The sequence below is a fragment of the Mucilaginibacter celer genome, assembly GCF_003576455.2.
GTDB classification, from domain to species: domain Bacteria; phylum Bacteroidota; class Bacteroidia; order Sphingobacteriales; family Sphingobacteriaceae; genus Mucilaginibacter; species Mucilaginibacter celer.
The window spans coordinates 1,457,167-1,473,368 of sequence record NZ_CP032869.1 but is presented as its reverse complement, the minus strand read 5'-3'; the positions used below and the strand labels follow the sequence as shown (position 1 = coordinate 1,473,368).

At 44.1% G+C, this 16,202-nt stretch carries 13 protein-coding genes; 10 read left to right on the top strand and 3 right to left on the bottom strand.

Features of this window, described 5'->3' with window-relative positions:
* Positions 1 to 24: 24 nt before the first annotated feature.
* Together HYN43_RS05905 and HYN43_RS05900 are read right to left on the bottom strand one after the other, a co-directional pair.
* A complete protein-coding gene (locus HYN43_RS05905; RefSeq protein ID WP_119408571.1) occupies positions 25 to 1,425 on the bottom strand; it encodes a hypothetical protein in 1,401 nt (466 codons plus the stop codon).
* Positions 1,422 to 2,063, bottom strand: coding sequence for an RNA polymerase sigma factor (locus HYN43_RS05900; protein WP_119408570.1), 642 nt, complete (start codon positions 2,061 to 2,063; stop codon positions 1,422 to 1,424). The genes HYN43_RS05905 and HYN43_RS05900 overlap by 4 nt, the downstream gene beginning before the upstream one ends.
* Before the next feature lie 279 nt (positions 2,064 to 2,342).
* Here HYN43_RS05900 and HYN43_RS30200 point away from each other — a divergent pair, with 279 nt between their 5' ends.
* From HYN43_RS30200 to HYN43_RS05865, 8 genes are all read left to right on the top strand, one after another.
* Positions 2,343 to 2,519: a hypothetical protein gene (locus HYN43_RS30200; protein WP_162996332.1), complete on the top strand. Its 177-nt coding sequence runs from the start codon at positions 2,343 to 2,345 to the stop codon at positions 2,517 to 2,519.
* A gap of 212 nt (positions 2,520 to 2,731) precedes the next feature.
* Positions 2,732 to 3,577: an MOSC domain-containing protein gene (locus tag HYN43_RS05895; protein WP_119408569.1), complete on the top strand. Its 846-nt coding sequence runs from the start codon at positions 2,732 to 2,734 to the stop codon at positions 3,575 to 3,577.
* Positions 3,574 to 3,849, top strand: a complete 276-nt coding sequence (locus tag HYN43_RS05890) for an Rdx family protein (protein WP_119408568.1) — start codon at positions 3,574 to 3,576, stop codon at positions 3,847 to 3,849. The genes HYN43_RS05895 and HYN43_RS05890 overlap by 4 nt, the downstream gene beginning before the upstream one ends.
* A 124-nt stretch (positions 3,850 to 3,973) precedes the next feature.
* Positions 3,974 to 4,408 (top strand): RrF2 family transcriptional regulator, encoded by a 435-nt coding sequence (locus HYN43_RS05885; RefSeq protein ID WP_112566532.1) that lies wholly within the window; start codon positions 3,974 to 3,976, stop codon positions 4,406 to 4,408.
* A 240-nt stretch (positions 4,409 to 4,648) separates the two neighbouring features.
* The gene (locus HYN43_RS05880) at positions 4,649 to 6,739 is read left to right on the top strand and encodes a HEPN domain-containing protein (RefSeq protein WP_119408567.1); all 2,091 of its coding nucleotides are present in this window, start codon (positions 4,649 to 4,651) and stop codon (positions 6,737 to 6,739) included.
* Positions 6,739 to 7,524 carry a uroporphyrinogen-III C-methyltransferase gene (gene cobA, locus HYN43_RS05875; protein WP_119408566.1) on the top strand — a complete coding sequence of 262 codons (786 nt, stop codon included), beginning with the start codon at positions 6,739 to 6,741 and terminating at the stop codon, positions 7,522 to 7,524. The genes HYN43_RS05880 and cobA overlap by 1 nt, the downstream gene beginning before the upstream one ends.
* Positions 7,502 to 9,010 carry a TSUP family transporter gene (locus HYN43_RS05870; RefSeq protein ID WP_119408565.1) on the top strand — a complete coding sequence of 503 codons (1,509 nt, stop codon included), beginning with the start codon at positions 7,502 to 7,504 and terminating at the stop codon, positions 9,008 to 9,010. Before cobA ends, HYN43_RS05870 begins: the two co-directional genes overlap by 23 nt.
* Positions 9,007 to 9,717, top strand: a complete 711-nt coding sequence (locus HYN43_RS05865; RefSeq protein ID WP_119408564.1) for a phosphoadenylyl-sulfate reductase — start codon at positions 9,007 to 9,009, stop codon at positions 9,715 to 9,717. Before HYN43_RS05870 ends, HYN43_RS05865 begins: the two co-directional genes overlap by 4 nt.
* Before the next feature lie 370 nt (positions 9,718 to 10,087).
* Here HYN43_RS05865 and HYN43_RS05860 read toward each other — a convergent pair whose 3' ends face one another.
* Positions 10,088 to 13,033: a TonB-dependent receptor gene (locus tag HYN43_RS05860; protein WP_119408563.1), complete on the bottom strand. Its 2,946-nt coding sequence runs from the start codon at positions 13,031 to 13,033 to the stop codon at positions 10,088 to 10,090.
* 336 nt (positions 13,034 to 13,369) lie between these two features.
* Between HYN43_RS05860 and proB the strand changes: the two genes are divergently transcribed.
* Both proB and HYN43_RS05850 read left to right on the top strand, forming a co-directional pair.
* Positions 13,370 to 14,449 (top strand): glutamate 5-kinase, encoded by a 1,080-nt coding sequence (gene proB, locus HYN43_RS05855; protein WP_119408562.1) that lies wholly within the window; start codon positions 13,370 to 13,372, stop codon positions 14,447 to 14,449.
* 6 nt (positions 14,450 to 14,455) lie between these two features.
* Positions 14,456 to 15,703 (top strand): glutamate-5-semialdehyde dehydrogenase, encoded by a 1,248-nt coding sequence (locus HYN43_RS05850; protein WP_119408561.1) that lies wholly within the window; start codon positions 14,456 to 14,458, stop codon positions 15,701 to 15,703.
* The last annotated feature ends 499 nt before the right edge of the window (positions 15,704 to 16,202 follow it).

Genomic DNA, 16,202 nt, shown 5'->3' with positions numbered 1-16,202 from the left:
GCATTCCAATTGTTTTACGCCCAATCAGGGTTTTCTGAAAGCGTTGATGTTGTACGTAACTCCCACAGCCACACCGGTTGATTGCAGTTTTAAATTGGAAAAACCAACCCCTGTAAGCGGTACTTTCATGTATGGCTGCACGCTTACACCAAATTTCGAATTGATCTTCCGCTCGTAAGTTGCATTAAGGTTCAATATGCTCAGGTAATAGCCTTTGCTGTTTGGAACGGTATAGCTTGTTGACCAGGCTGCATTGCTATAGTTTGCCGGATAGTTAAAAGTGTACTTTTCATGCAGCATGATATACGATGAAAAACCGGTACCCACTGAAACTTTGTTACGGAAATTACCGAAAACCTGGTAGCCTATATTGATAGGAATATCCAACATTTTACAATCGGCCAAAATATCTGAAGGCGTCCTTTGGAAATTGAATGAGCTGTTATTGTAGTTGGCAAAACTTGTAGCGTAAGGTTTTGACGAATACACTACACCGCTTGTTACGGTTAACTTTTTAGTTACACCTAATGACAGCAATGCACCATAATTGCTGCCAGCCTTACCCTGAAATGCGCTTGTACCGTTAACATCCGACGAAGCCAGGGCCGTAATAGCCCATTGTGGACGATAGCCAAAACCCTGTTTGGTTATTTTTTTAGCCGGCTTATCTGTATTTACAGCCGATGGGGCCGGCAGATCTATCTGCGTTTTAAAATCCGGTGCAGGTGACTGAGCCTGTTGTGTGTGAAGTGAATAAACCTGGTTAGCTAACATGTATTCTACAGTACCACGGACAGGACCGACACCTGCCATTTGAGCTGCATTGGTTAACGCCGCACTGTCACGCCTGTTTCTTGCAAAGTTATCTCTACCGGCAAAGTTGCGGCGGTAACCACCGGCAGATGGCGTTAATGTTGCTTTGGCGGGAGCCTGCTGTTGTTTGTTTCTGCCTGCAGCAAGGTTGTTGCCAGAGGGCTGCGCATTCCAAATGGTATCTTTCTGCAATTTATTTGCAGCCAAATTACTGCCGGTAGTATTCCTGCTCCCGATGGTGTCTTTTTTTGAGCCGGCTGCCAGGTTATTATCTAATGGCTGCTGCTTATTTGTAATAGTATCCTGGGGTTGTTGCTGCATGGCTCCGCCGCTTGTTCCGGACTTTGTTACAGTTGGTTTTACACCTGCCTGTGTATTATTGTTATCAATAACTTTTGCCAGTTTAATAAAAAACCACCAGCCTAAAGCCAGCAGCAACATAGCCGCTATGCCGCTTGCCAAGGGCAACCAATAAACAATGCCGCGGCGTTTTTTGCCCGCATCAAGCATTTGTTCAAAAGCATCCCAGTCATCCTCGTTAAACGCGCGATGATTAGCCGGGTCGTCCATCGACTTTTTAAATAACTTATCTAAATCCTCTTCGCTTTTCATCCTCTTATCCCGTTATTTAAAAAAGTACTCCGAACATCAATGCCGTTATAGGCCACTATCGGGTTAAAATCCATGCCCCTGTTGTAATTGGTTTTATTAGCAGTTTCCTCTGCTTTTAATATCATTTGTTTTAGTTTTTGACGTGCTTTATGAAGGTTTGATTTTGAGGTACCCGGATTGATGTTCAGCATCTCGCCTATCTCTTCGTGCGAGTAGCCGTCGATAGCGAAAAGGTTAAATACCGTACGGTAAGCCTGTGGTAATTGCTGAATCATGGCCAGCAGATCTTCGTAATTTAAGTTATTATCCGTTAAATCGCCTTCGCTCATCCCTTCGGCCTTTTCCAGGTCTTCGGTATAAGCCATTTTTAAATTGGCGCGGTAATAATCGATAGATACGTTCATCATAATGCGCCCCAGCCAGGCTTTAAAAGGGCGCGTGGTATCAAACCTGTCAATATGGGTAAACACTTTCATGAAACCCTGGTTCATCACCTCGGCGGCCTCTTCGCGGTTGCCTGCATAACGCAGGCAAATCCCCATAGAGAAGCCATAAAATGCCTTATAGAGCATTTTCTGATATTTTCTGTCCTGTTTTATACAGCCGTTAATCAGTTGATGTAACTCTTCGTCGCCCATAAGGTTGGTAAAACCGTAATCAAACCTGTAAATTTAATCTTATATACGCACATCACGGCAACAAATATCAAAAGGTTGCCTGTAAAACAAAATATTTTCTACCCAAATTAAATAACTGATTTACATAAAATTAAAAATCACAACATCGGCAATCCTCTAAAAATATTCTTATTGGCCGTATTTTTTTATTGTAAGTTTATTTTGGCAACCAAGGCAACTTTTTAGTAGGTTTATGTCGTACCCCCCTTTACAAATAAACCATGGCAGCCAAAGCCAATTATGAGAATAGAGATTAATCCTAACTTCCCGGTTAACAACTGTAAAATTTGCGGTACCCGCCCGGTTATTGAACAAACCAAAGACCGCTGGATTATTGTATGCCCCACCCCGGCCTGTAAAAACCAGGTTGCCGATAAGTTTGTGAATTTTAATGAGTGGAACAAGCAGAATCCGTAATGTTATCTGAACCGGGATTTGGGTGGATTTTTAGGATAAGCAGGATTTTGTCTGAACTCGAATTTGGGAGAATTATTAGAATTTTTCGAATTTGCTCATCATTCTGTTAATCCCTTAATTTCATAAATTCCGGTTCAGACAAAAGACAAAACAAAATCCTATCTATCCAATAAATCTCCCCAAATCCCGATTCAGATACTTATTTTTACCTCATGCTCCAGGTAAGCCAACTCTTCATCTACCCCGTCAAATCCCTTGGCGGTATATCCGTACCAAGCGCGGAAGCAACCTCACGCGGTTTTAAGCACGACAGGCGGCTGATGCTGGTAAACGAACATGGCCATTTCATGACACAGCGTGAGTTTGTTAAAATGGCTTTGCTGAAAACAGCTATTGAAACCCATGGTATCCGCGTTAGCAATCAAAATGGCGATAGCGTGTTGATTCCTTTTGATATCGATAAACAACCTCTCCATCAGTTTGCTGTTTGGGATGATACCTGCATGGGGCAATATATTGATAACAAGATTGATGAATGGTTTACCCAAACCCTCGATATTAAATGCCGCCTGGTTTACATGCCCGATGACAGCGAACGCGAAGTAGACCAACGCTACGCCAAACCAGGCATGATCACCTCCTTTGCCGATGCCTATCCTTTCCTACTTATTGGCCAGGCATCATTAGACGACCTGAACAAACGGATGGCACTCCCGTTGCCAATGGACAGGTTCAGGCCCAACATTGTATTTACAGGCGGTGATGCTTATGGCGAGGATTTAATGAATGAGATTAAAATAGCAGGCATCACTTTTTATGGTGCTAAACTTTGCGCCCGTTGCGTATTAACCACTATTGATCAGCAAACGGCTGCCAAAGCCAAAGAGCCCTTAAAAACCCTTGCCTCCTACCGGATGAAGAACAACAAGATCATGTTTGGCCAAAACCTGGTGCATGAAAACACCGGCACTATCTCGGTAGGCGACGAGTTAAAGGTGCTGAGCACGCATACCGAAGAGCGATTTATTATTGAACCCAAACCAGTCAAAACCGCATGAAACCAATCATAACTATCGAATACTGCCCAAAATGCAACTGGATGATGCGGGCCGCCTATATGGCGCAGGAACTGCTTACCACTTTTACTGATGATGTGCACGGGGTTACCCTTATACCCAGCGAAGTGAGCGGCAGATATACCATCGGCGTTGATGATGAAATATTATTCGACAGGAAACGCGATGGGCATTTCCCCGAGATAAAAGAGTTGAAACAGGCTGTGCGAGATCAGGTTGCGCCGGGAAAAAGCCTTGGTCATTCCGACCGTTAATTTTATCATTTTGATAAAATTAAGTCTGTATAAAATATGCTTTCTATATAATCTATAATATTACTCGAAAAAATCGTTAATTTAGTAATATCTTTATTTAACTTTGTAAGTTTTATTATAGAAAATGCTTTCGAAAAAAACTAAGTATGCAATAAAGGCGCTTGTGGTGTTGGGTAAAAACATGGATCAGCCGCCTATGCAAATATCTAAGATCGCTGAATTAGAGCGTATCCCGAAAAAATTCCTCGAACAGATCCTGCTTGATCTTCGTAACGCCGGTTTCCTGTACAGCAAAAAAGGCGCGGGCGGAGGTTACAGCCTAAACCGCGACCCGAAAGAAATATTCCTGGTAAGTATTATGCGTATTACCGATGGCCCTATTGCCATGGTGCCCTGCGCAAGCTTAAATTTTTACCACAAATGTGATGAGTGCCACCAGGAAAGCACTTGCGGCATAAGGGATGTGTTTGTTGATGTACGGGATGCCACACTCAAAATATTAAGCGAAACCAGCATCGCCGATATCATCAAACGCGAAACTACACTCATCAGCGTTTAATTTTCAACCTTCATAAAACTGTCATAACGCAGTTTTTTTTTATTAAATGCTACCATTTCCGTATACTATATATATATTTGGGAAATGAATAGTGAGAGAATTCATAAAATTTACAATAACCTGCTGATCTGTTGCGATATGTGTAACGGAATATCGGGGCTATAAAAGTAAATATTAACCATATACGCCTCTTTAGCTATTGCCAAAGAGGCTTTTTTATAAAACATTAATACATAAAGTATGCAAAGCTTCAGAACGGAACTGGAGAACCCGATTGTTGAGAAGGATATTATCGATCTTGAAAAAAAGATCCGTGCTTTTCGTGAAGGTAAAATTCATGATGAAAAGTTCAGGAGCCTGCGTTTGGCGCGCGGTGTTTACGGGCAACGCCAACCGGGCGTACAAATGGTACGTATTAAACTCCCCTTCGGTAAAGTAAGCTTTAGGCAATTACTGAAAATAGCCGAGATCTCGGACGAGTTTGGCAGCAGCAACCTGCACCTTACCACCCGCCAGGATATCCAGATCCACTATGTAAGTCTTGACCGTACACCGCAACTTTGGGCTAAGTTAGAGCAGGATGATATCACCCTGCGCGAAGCCTGTGGCAATACCGTACGTAACGTAACCGCATCCCCTACCGCTGGTATCGATCCAAAAGAGCCGTTTGATGTTTCTCCATACGCTTATGCTACTTTCGATTATTTTCTGCGCAACCCTATTTGCCAGGAAATGGGCCGTAAGTTCAAAATCTCGTTTTCATCAAGCGATGAGGATACTGCATTTTCATATATCCATGATATCGGCGCTATCCCTAAGGTAAATGCTGCCGGCGAACGTGGTTTTAAAATTATGCTGGGTGGCGGTTTAGGCGCGCAGCCTATCCTTGCCAATATTGTTGAGGAGTTTTTACCGGAAGATCAGCTGATCCCCTACATCGAATCGGTGATCCGCGTCTTTGATCGCTATGGCGAACGTAACAACCGCAACAAGGCGCGTATGAAATACCTGATCCAGAAACTTGGATTGGAAGAGGTGCTTCGCCTAACTCAAATTGAGCGTACTGCCAATAAAGTAAAATCATATCCAATTAACCGCGATGCCGTTGATGCCCCTGCCCTTCCTCCTACCGATACCTATCCGGAGGTAACCATCGGCAATCCACTGCGTTACGAGCAATGGCTGGCCACCAACGTGTTTGAGCAAAAGCAAAAAGATTTTTACGGCGTATACATTAAAGTACCTGTAGGTGATATCTCATCTGATACTGCCCGCGCTTTGGTTAAAACTTTAGAGCCATTGGTTGGCAACGAGATCCGCATCACCCAAAACCAGGGTTTGCTGTTAAAATATGTTCGCAAAGAGGCATTGCCTGCTTTGTACGAAGGTCTGGCTAAATTAGAACTGGCCGCGCCAGGTTTTGATAGCATTGCCGATGTTACTACCTGTCCGGGTACGGATACCTGTAACCTGGGTATCTCCAACAGTATGACCATGGCCCGCGTACTGGAAGACCTGATTTACAACGAATACGAAGATTTTATCTACAACCGCGAGATCAAAATTAAAATCAGCGGTTGTATGAACTCATGCGGACAGCATGGTTTGGCACATATCGGTTTCCACGGCAGTTCGTTAAAAGTAGGTGCTAAAGTATTACCGTCTGTACAGGTGATGCTGGGCGGCGGTACCATTGGCAATGGCGAAGGCCGTGCTGCTGAGCGCGTGATCAAAGTACCCACAAAGCGTGCTACCGATGTACTTCGCTCCTTGTTAAACGATTATAAAGAGTTTTCGCCGGAGGGTGAAACTTACCACCAATACTACGACAGGCAGGGTAAAGATTATTTTTACCGTTTGCTGAAACCATTGGCGGATCTGACTACACTAACCGACGATGAATATATTGACTGGGGCCACCAGGAAACTTTCGTTACCGCTATCGGTGTTGGCGAATGTGCCGGTGTGGTGATCGATCTGGTTGCTACCCTGTTGTTTGAATCGGAAGAAAAAATGGGCTGGTCTAATGAGGCTTATGCCGATGGCCGCTGGGCTGATGCCATTTATCATGCTTATAATGTATTTGTAAGTTCGGCAAAAGCATTATTGTTGGATAAAGGCGTTAACAGCAGCACACAAATTGGCGTGATCCGCGAGTTTGACGCACAGTATGTTGAAAAAGGTGAATTTGAACTGGCAGGTACTTTTAACGACCTTGTTTTACAACTCAACCAAAACGAGCCAACGCAGGAGTTTGCAACAGCATACCTGGCACAGGCCACAGATTTTTTAAGCAGAAGTAAGGATAAGAGAGAGGCGCTTGTACAATAATGACCGATACTAATAAAAATACAAAACAACCACGCATCACCTTAGTGGGCGCAGGTCCCGGCGATGCAGATCTGATCACTGTAAAAGCCATAAAAGCATTAAAAACTGCCGATGTGGTTTTGTATGATGCGTTGGTGAACGAAGAAATACTTGATTATGCCCCCGAAGCTGCTACTAAAGTTTACGTAGGCAAACGCTCGGGCGAGCATTCTTTTTCGCAGGAAGCTATCAACAACTTAATGGTTGATTACGCCCTGAACTATGGGCATGTGGTGCGCTTAAAAGGCGGTGATCCATTTGTATTCGGTCGCGGATACGAAGAGCTCATTATTGCCGCAGAGCATAATATTCCGGCTTCGGTTGTTCCGGGTATCTCAAGCTCGATAGCGGTTGCCGAATTGCAGAATATCCCAGTTACCCACCGTGGTTTAAGCGAAAGCTTTTGGGTTGTTACCGGCACAACAGCCAACGGCAAGATCTCGAACGATCTGATTGAAGCATCGCGCTCAAATGCTACTGTGGTTGTGTTGATGGGCATCCACAAGCTGGCGGAGATCACCGAAATATTTAAGTTACAAGACAAGAACAATTTGCCGGTTGCCGTTATCCAAAGCGGAAGTACCGAGAACGAAAAAATTGCTATAGCAACCGTAGATACCATTGTAAACTCGGTAGAAGAAAATAAAATTTCGTCTCCTGCCATTATTGTTTTGGGCGAAGTAGTATCACTTCACCCCAAATTTAAACTGATAAAAGAGGTTTATGACGTTGTTGCCCAGGGATAATAGTTTAACCAATATTCAGGATGAAAAACAGGAAGGTAACCAGCTTTTCCCTGTTTTTTTAAAGCTGAACAACCTGCATACCGTGCTTATTGGCGGCGGTAATGTGGGCCTGGAAAAACTTACCGCGGTACTCAACAACAGCAACCACGCCAGGGTAACCGTGATCTCGCGCGAGTTTTTGCCCGAGGTACATACCCTTGCAGCGCAGTATCCCGGCATCCGCATTGTACAGAAATCATTTACTGATGATGATTTGAACGATGCTGATATTGTTATCGCCGCTACCAATGACAGCGAGCTTAACAATTACATCCGTAATGCGGCACACGATCGTAAACTGCTCATCAATGTAGCTGATAAACCTGAGCTATGCGATTTTTATTTAGGATCGATAGTGCAAAAAGGCGATCTGAAACTGGCCATATCAACCAATGGCAAATCCCCAACCGTAGCCAAACGGTTAAAAGAAGTACTAAACCAAAGCCTTCCTGCTGAACTTGACACTACCTTACAGCAAATGAGCGAACTAAGAAACACCCTTGAAGGCGACTTTGCCGAAAAGGTTAAAAAACTGAATAACGTAACCGCCGTATTGGTTGAACCTAAAGCCACCAGTCGTAAAAATTTTATCTGGCTTATCTGGTCAACTATTATTGTATCGCTGGCCATTGGTATAACAGCCCTTTACCTCAAAGAGCCAAACTTTAAAACATTTGTTTCCGGTATCGATCCGCTGTTTTACTACTTTTTAGGCGCAGGCTTTTTATTTGCCATGATTGATGGTGCCATCGGCATGTCGTATGGTGTTACTTCAACCTCGTTTTCGTTAACCATGGGCATCCCTCCCGCCGCGGCAAGTATGGGCGTGCACTTATCCGAAGTTTTGAGTTGCGGTATAGCGGGCTGGATGCATTACCGCATGGGTAATATCAACTGGAAATTGTTTAAACTTTTGGTTGTGCCCGGTATAGTCGGCGCTTTTTTAGGTGCTTATATTTTGTCATCGCTCGAGCATTATGCCATGTACACAAAGCCAGTTGTATCGGTATATACCCTGATATTGGGCATCGTAATTTTCAGAAAAGCATTCAATACGCAAAAGAAAAAATCGGCTGATAAGGTAAAACGTATTTCCCTGCTCGGTTTAGGTGGTGGTTTTATTGATGCAGTTGGTGGTGGCGGTTGGGGATCTATCGTATTATCTACGTTAATTGCCGGTGGCCGTAGTCCCCGTTTTTCTTTGGGTACCGTAAAACTTTCCCGCTTTTTTGTGGCGATGGTTGGCTCGATAACTTTTATAGCGATGGTTAACGGTAATAACTGGCATTCGGTAGCCGGCCTGGTTTTGGGTAGTGCCTTAGCCTCACCTATCGCGGCTAAAATCTCCAACAAAATCTCGGCAAAAACCATTATGGTTGCGGTATCGGTTATTGTAATCCTCATCAGCATCCGTTCTATCCTTAAATTCTTCGTTCCGATACCATGAGCTTAGCTTTAGAAAATATACAACAACAAATAGCCGGGCTTACCCCCGTTGAGGCGCTCAGCAAACTGGCCGAACTATATCCCGGCGAGGTGATCTTCTCCACCAGTTTCGGCTGGGAAGACCAGGTGATCAGCCACATGATCTTTGCCAATAACCTGCCGATTAAAGTATTTACGTTAGAAACCGGCAGGCTTTTCCGCGAAACCTATTCGGTTTGGGCCAGCACCATGAACAGGTACCAGAAGCCTATCCATGCCTACTACCCTAACAACGAATTGTTGGAAGAAATGGTAAGCAAAAAGGGCCCCAACAGTTTCTACGAATCGGTAGAGAACCGCAAGGAATGCTGCGGCATCCGTAAAATTGAACCGCTTAAACGAGCGCTAAAAGGCAATAAGATCTGGATCACCGGTATCCGCGCCGAGCAATCGGTTAACCGCCATGACATGCACGATACCGAATGGGACGAGCAAAACCAGTTGGTAAAATTCCACCCAATTTTTAGCTGGACATTGGATGAGGTAAAAGCCTACATCAAACAATATAACATCCCTTACAACTCCCTGCACGATAAAGGTTTCCCAAGCATCGGCTGTATGCCATGTACCCGAGCCGTAGCCGAGGGCGAAGATTTCCGCGCCGGCAGATGGTGGTGGGAAGATCAATCGAAGAAGGAATGCGGGCTGCATGAGGTAACCGCCAAGTAGAACCGTTGATGTTTTGTGATTACGCTGATTTCGTTGATGGGCATCGGTTAATATCCTTCTAAACAATAAACTAAAGACGCTTTTTTTATACGTAGGTCAATTGGTTGAAAAATCAGTTGGCCTTTTTATTAGGCTGATTTTTTTGATTAAGGTGATTACACTGATTTTTTTTGTCTGAGCTCGAATTTGGGGGAATTAAGGAATTAACAGAATTTAAGCAAATTCGATAAATTCTAATAATTCCCCCCAAATTCCGGTTCAGACATCAGCGAAATCAACGTAATCACCCCAAATCAACGGTTAAAAAGAAAGGGATGGCCACTTTCATGACCATCCCCTTACAAACTAATATAAAACGTAATAAAAGCTCTTATTTATTATTGTTTCCTGCTAATAAACCATCAAGAGTAACCGATACATAATACAAGCCGCCGATGGTTGGGCCGCCTGCGTATTGGTAATATCTTTTATTAAAAATATCGGTGGCGCCAGCTTTAAAGGTTGTGTAGTATTGCGGTACACGGTAAGTAACCTGCGCATCAACAGTTTTAATTGATGGTACAGTACCTGTAACCAGCGGACTTTCCCACAGGTATGACTGCTGCCATTTGTACACCACATTGAAACCAAAATTCTTAACCACCTCGCGGTTACCAAATGATACGTTGCCCGACCATTCGGGTGTATTGAAACCGGTAACGAAAATATCTGAAGCTTTTTGAGCTTTAAGTTTGTTGTAGCTTACGTTACCCGATATGGTGTAGTGCTGATAGAAATTATAGGTAACACCAGCCGATGAACCATAATTGTGATAAATGTTTTTAGCATTGGTATACACACGATACCTGGCCTGGCCCTGGCTGGCCGCATTGCTTGAAGTACCTGTTGTAGGGTCGCGGTTGATATCAAGCATGGCCAACACTGCGGCGTCCGAGCCTACTGTTACACCGTTAGGCACAAATACCTGCACCTGGCCAAGGAAACCATCGTAGCGGTTGGTGTAGGCATCAATATCAATAAACACTTTATTATCAGCAACTATGCCTTTGTAGCCAACCTCGAAAGAAGTGATCTGTTCTGGGCGGGCGGGTGGCAGGTTGGCAACCTGTAATAAATTGCGGTTAGCCAATGCAGCCTGATCGCTGCCGCCGGCTGCGTTTACAGCAGCGTTAAAAGCCACAACTGATGTTTGGGTATAACTATTACCTAAATAACCCAACCCCTCGTTAATAAACGGCAAACTACCCACGCGTTTTACACGGCCATTGTTTACGTACGATAAAGCCTCGAACAATGATGGGAAACGGTAACCATTCTGGAAAGTAAACCTGAAGTTGTGGTTCTGGTTAACGGTATAAACCGCCGCCAAACGCGGTGTAAATTTAGGATCGAAATAAGGGTTGTGATCCCAGCGGATAGAACCAAATAATTTCAACTTCTCATCGAAAAAAGTTTTGGTAACCTGGGTAAATGCACCGTATTTTTTGTAGATCACATCTTTACCAAATGAGCCATCTGCCAAAGGAGTGTTCCTATCAGCAATCGGACGGGTAAAATCTACAAAGTTGTTACCATCAGGAGTGATACTGTACACGCGAACGTCGCCACCAACCAACAGGTCAACAAATTTCACTTTGCTGCTCAGGTCCCACTGGGCCTCGCCGTTATATAAATGGCTTTTTTGCCACAAAGCTGCACCGCCGGTTGCCGGAGCATTCGGGATCAGGCTTGATTTGATATCCCAGTTGTTAATGCCGATGATGGTTTTGCGTAGTGCATCAAACTCGGGCGTACCCGGTTCAACTCTACCTTTATCTGCGGCGGCACGGGCAGCCTGCTCGGCAGCCGCAAGGTTAGCTGAAGTTAATACGCCTCCGTTATAAGCTTTTAAAGCATTACCATACAAAGTTCCCCAGGCCGAGTTGCTGGCATGGTTCAGATCAAGGTTATCGGCCAATGGTTTTACGTTGAATGAATTGCCTGTATTTTCGATAGATTCATAGCCACGAACCAGGAAATCTTTACCTTTCAACTCTACTTTATGGTTTTGTACGGTAGCACCCTGTAACGAAATTTTGTTACCGCGCTGAAATACACCATCCAGTTTACCATAACGGTAAGTATATGATAGCGTAGTAGTGGGCGATAATTTATAAGCCAGTGTACCGTCCAGTTTTAAGTTTTTCACGTGCGGATCAACCAGGTCAACCTCGTTATAGCCAGTGCGGGCTACAAGCAGGTTGGGGCGGGCTTTGCCGTCAACGGTAATCCCTTTTATGGATACGGTATTACTGCCTGCAAGCGCATCGTCACCGTATTTGTTCCAGCCGTCGTAAGCAGCGTTGCTTGTACCGGTTAATTCGGGATAAGCAGGGTTGGCCGATTTCAGGTTGGTTGGGTTCTGGTCGTTCCGGGTATCAGATTGCCAGTCCTGACCCTGCATGTAGCTGAAGTTTACCTTAACGGCAAATTTATCGTTAAAAGCTTTGGCAAATCTCAATGCGTCTTCGGTAATTGAACTGGCCCCCAAACGGTCTTTACCCACGTGGTTAAGGCCCTGGCGATGATAAAAACTTAAGCCCTGATATTTAAAAGCGTCTTTGGTGAAAAGGTTTGATAAACCGTTAATAGCATTAGTACCATAAAGTGCAGCAGCCGCACCCGGAGTGATCTCAATACTGGCAATATCCAGCTCGGTGGGGCCAATAGCGTTACCCAGCGGTACTCCTAACGTGGCCGACTGCATATCAACACCATCAACCAGCTGCATAAACCTAAAGTTGTTAGGGCTGTTAAAGCCACGTGTATTAGGCACTTTCAGGGTGATACTGGTGGTGGTCATCTGCACGCCCTTCACGTTTTCCAAAGCGTCATAAAAGCTTGGGCCCGGCGACTGCTTCAACGCCGTGATGCTCAGCTTTTCGATAGCTACCGGCGAGCGGAGCAGTTTTTCTTCCTTCCGGGATGCCGTAACTACTACCTCGTTAACCAGTAACGATTGCGTGGTTAAGGTGATATTTACAGCGCTGTTGGCGTTTTTAATATAAAACTCCTGTGGCTGATAGCCTACAGCGGTAAAAACCAATGTATAAGGTAATTTGGCACTGGTGGTTAGTGAGAACTTACCGGTTGTATCGGTTGATGTTTTGTTGCTTGTACCTTTAATAGATACGGTTGCCCCTACCAGTGGCTTGCCCTGATCGTCATTAACCTTTCCGCTCAAAATATATGAGCCGTTTAATTGCGCGTAACTTAAGCCTGGTAACAGTACCAGGAAAAGCACAATTATTTTAATTGAGTTTGTAAAAATTTTCATGAAATAGTTGGTGGTGGTGGTTATTAAAAATTGTGAGTTGGTTTGTATTATGTTGATGGAAGGTTATATCAACAACAACACCCTGCAGTTTGGAGCTGCATTTTAAACATGGATTGAACGGCAATTGCATTGAAATGATACATTGTCTATAGAATTAGTAGACAAATGTAAAAATTTAAAACCACCTGTCAATAGTTTTGCTTCTCTTTTTTCATTTTTTGATGATTTTCGCATCATTTCACTATAAAATCCATCATTTTACTGGATATTTCAAAATAAACAAGGTCAAATCAGGCTCAATTTTGTAATATTGGCGCCTCAACCTCTGCAATTATAATGGCCTTTAATTACCAGCGTATCATCATCAAAATCGGTTCGAACGTATTAACACAAAAAAACGGTCTCCCCGATCAGCAGCGGATAGCGCACCTGGTTGACCAGATCTCGGCCATCAAAAAACAAGGTAAAGAAGTAATATTGGTATCATCCGGAGCCGTAGCATCGGGCCGGAGCCTGATTACCGTATCTGAAAAGGCCGATGCCGTGGCAGCACGTCAATTACTGGCTTCTATCGGGCAGGTAAAGCTCATCAATACCTATTCGCAGCTTTTTGAAAAGCACAATATATTATGTTCGCAGGTTTTGGTTACTGCCGAGGATTTTCGCGACAGAAAACACTACCTCAACATGAAAAACTGCCTCGAAGCTTTGTTACAGCACGAAGTGATCCCGGTAGTTAACGAGAACGACGTAGTATCGGTAACCGAGCTGATGTTTACTGATAATGATGAACTGGCCGGTTTGCTGGCCTCTATGCTCAACGCCAATGCCCTCATTATTTTAACTAATGTTGATGGGATTTATAACGGTGATCCGAAAGCGGAAGGCTCGGCTGTGATAGATGAGGTAAGCGGAAAGGAAATTGACTTTTCAGCTTTTGTTTCTTCGGGACGCTCGCAGTTTGGTCGTGGCGGAATGATCACCAAATCAACCATGGCACAAAAAACAGCGCAGCTTGGTATAAATGTGCATATCGCTAACGGCACAAGGGATAATGTACTTACCGATCTTTTGGATAAAAGTGTGATCCATACCCGCTTTGTGCCGAGCAAAACGGCTTCAGGCAAAAAGAAATGGATAGCGCACTCCGAAAAATCGGCCACTGGCAGCGTTTTGATCAATGCCGGTGCAAGGGAAGCCCTCCTATCCAACAAAGCCACCAGCCTGTTACCCATTGGTATAGTTGGCGTTGTCACTGATTTTAAAAAAGGCGACGTTATTAAGATTATTGACGATGCCGATAAACTGATTGGCCTGGGCATTGCCGAATACGGATCGGACAAGGCCCGTGAGCGCGTTGGCCATAAAAACCAAAAGGCGCTGGTACATTATGATTATCTTTACTTACAAGGCTAAAACACCATGAACTATAACAGCTATTTTGATAGAGCCCGCGAAGCCGGCCGCAAGCCTACCCTTGCAACTGCTTTGATAAACCAGGTGCTGGAAGATGTGGCAGCAGAAGCCATAGCCCAAACAGAATACATCCTGGCCGAGAACCAGAAAGACCTTGATCGCATGGACCCGGCCGATCCCAAATATGACCGCCTGAAACTTACCGCCGACCGTATTAAAGGGATAGCCACAGATATGATCAGCGTAGCCAAACTGGATAGCCCGCTTGGCAAACAACTTTCGGCAACCGAAATGCCCAATGGTTTATCCATATCAAAAATCAGGGTGCCGCTTGGTGTTATTGGTGTTATATATGAGGCAAGGCCAAATGTTACTTTTGATGTGTTCGCGCTTTGTTTTAAAACAGGTAATACCAGCGTATTGAAGGGCGGCAGCGATGCCGATTTTTCAAACAGGGCTATCATTTCCGTTATTCATAAAATATTGGAAAAGCATGGTGTGGACACCAACGTGGTTACTTTGCTCCCTCCCGAGCGTGAAGCAACCGCCGCTTTATTGAACGCCATTGGTTATATAGATGTGTTGATCCCAAGAGGAAGCCAATCATTGATTGATTTTGTACGGGATAACAGCAAAGTTCCTGTAATTGAAACCGGTGCAGGCATTGTACATACCTACTTTGATGAAAGCGGCGATTTGGAAAAAGGTGCTGAAATCATCGCCAACGCTAAAACCCGCAGGGTAAGCGTTTGCAACGCGTTGGACTGTTTAATCATTCATTCATCGCGCTTAACCGATTTGCCGCGCCTTGCGCACATCCTCAAACAAAAAGAAGTAGAGATTTTTGCAGATGAGCAGGCTTTTAATGCCCTTGAAGCAGATTATCCTTCGGCTTTACTTCATCAGGCGCAACCTGAACATTTTGGCACCGAATTTTTATCGATGAAGATGGCTATTAAAACTGTAGCCTCATTCCAGGAAGCTTTGGAATATATTGCTGCTAACAGTTCAAAACACAGCGAAGCTATAATCTCTGAAGATGCCGGTAATATTGCCCAATTTTTAAATGATGTAGATGCAGCGGCTGTTTATGCTAACGTATCAACCGCCTTTACTGATGGCGCGCAATTTGGCCTTGGTGCCGAGATAGGCATCAGTACTCAAAAGCTCCACGCGCGCGGGCCGATGGGGCTTGAAGAGCTTACCAGCTATAAATGGTTGGTGAGAGGTGATGGGCAAACGAGAAATCCGTAGGAAAGTAAAACCACTAAAAGCACACGGCGTAATGCCGGAAGCCGTCCGAATCCCGCCGTCATCCCGAATTTATTTCGGGATCCCACAGGACAAGTAGTCTGCTTTGTTTGGCACGACTGCTTAGCGTGTGGGGTGCTGAAACAAGTTCAGCATGACGCTAAATTTAAGTACTGTGCCTCCCCACCGCATAAAAAAAGGCGCCTGCTACGTGTAGCAGGCACCGTAAACGTGTTATACTTTATAGTTTGGCGTTACTTTATCAAGTAGTTGGCTGCGGCAATAAAGCAAATAATCACTAAAATTACGCCCTGTAATTTTTGTTCTAAAGTTAGTTGAGTTAACATCGTTTCAATTAATTAGGATATAGCAAATTTATAATGTAATAGGTCTGTTACAATAGGCCACTTCACTTTTACGTTATTTTTAATAAATAATGTTGCAGGTTTTTATAATAGTTGGCTGTACATTTATAATTTAAATTTTTGTTAACAAAAACGCA

Coding starts and splice junctions, on each gene's coding strand:
- HYN43_RS05905 (WP_119408571.1), bottom strand. CDS start 1,425: ATGAAAAGCGAAGAGGATTTAGATAAGTTATTTAAAAAGTCGATGGAC.
- HYN43_RS05900 (WP_119408570.1), bottom strand. CDS start 2,063: ATGGGCGACGAAGAGTTACATCAACTGATTAACGGCTGTATAAAACAG.
- HYN43_RS30200 (WP_162996332.1), top strand. CDS start 2,343: ATGAGAATAGAGATTAATCCTAACTTCCCGGTTAACAACTGTAAAATT.
- HYN43_RS05895 (WP_119408569.1), top strand. CDS start 2,732: ATGCTCCAGGTAAGCCAACTCTTCATCTACCCCGTCAAATCCCTTGGC.
- HYN43_RS05890 (WP_119408568.1), top strand. CDS start 3,574: ATGAAACCAATCATAACTATCGAATACTGCCCAAAATGCAACTGGATG.
- HYN43_RS05885 (WP_112566532.1), top strand. CDS start 3,974: ATGCTTTCGAAAAAAACTAAGTATGCAATAAAGGCGCTTGTGGTGTTG.
- HYN43_RS05880 (WP_119408567.1), top strand. CDS start 4,649: ATGCAAAGCTTCAGAACGGAACTGGAGAACCCGATTGTTGAGAAGGAT.
- cobA (WP_119408566.1), top strand. CDS start 6,739: ATGACCGATACTAATAAAAATACAAAACAACCACGCATCACCTTAGTG.
- HYN43_RS05870 (WP_119408565.1), top strand. CDS start 7,502: ATGACGTTGTTGCCCAGGGATAATAGTTTAACCAATATTCAGGATGAA.
- HYN43_RS05865 (WP_119408564.1), top strand. CDS start 9,007: ATGAGCTTAGCTTTAGAAAATATACAACAACAAATAGCCGGGCTTACC.
- HYN43_RS05860 (WP_119408563.1), bottom strand. CDS start 13,033: ATGAAAATTTTTACAAACTCAATTAAAATAATTGTGCTTTTCCTGGTA.
- proB (WP_119408562.1), top strand. CDS start 13,370: ATGGCCTTTAATTACCAGCGTATCATCATCAAAATCGGTTCGAACGTA.
- HYN43_RS05850 (WP_119408561.1), top strand. CDS start 14,456: ATGAACTATAACAGCTATTTTGATAGAGCCCGCGAAGCCGGCCGCAAG.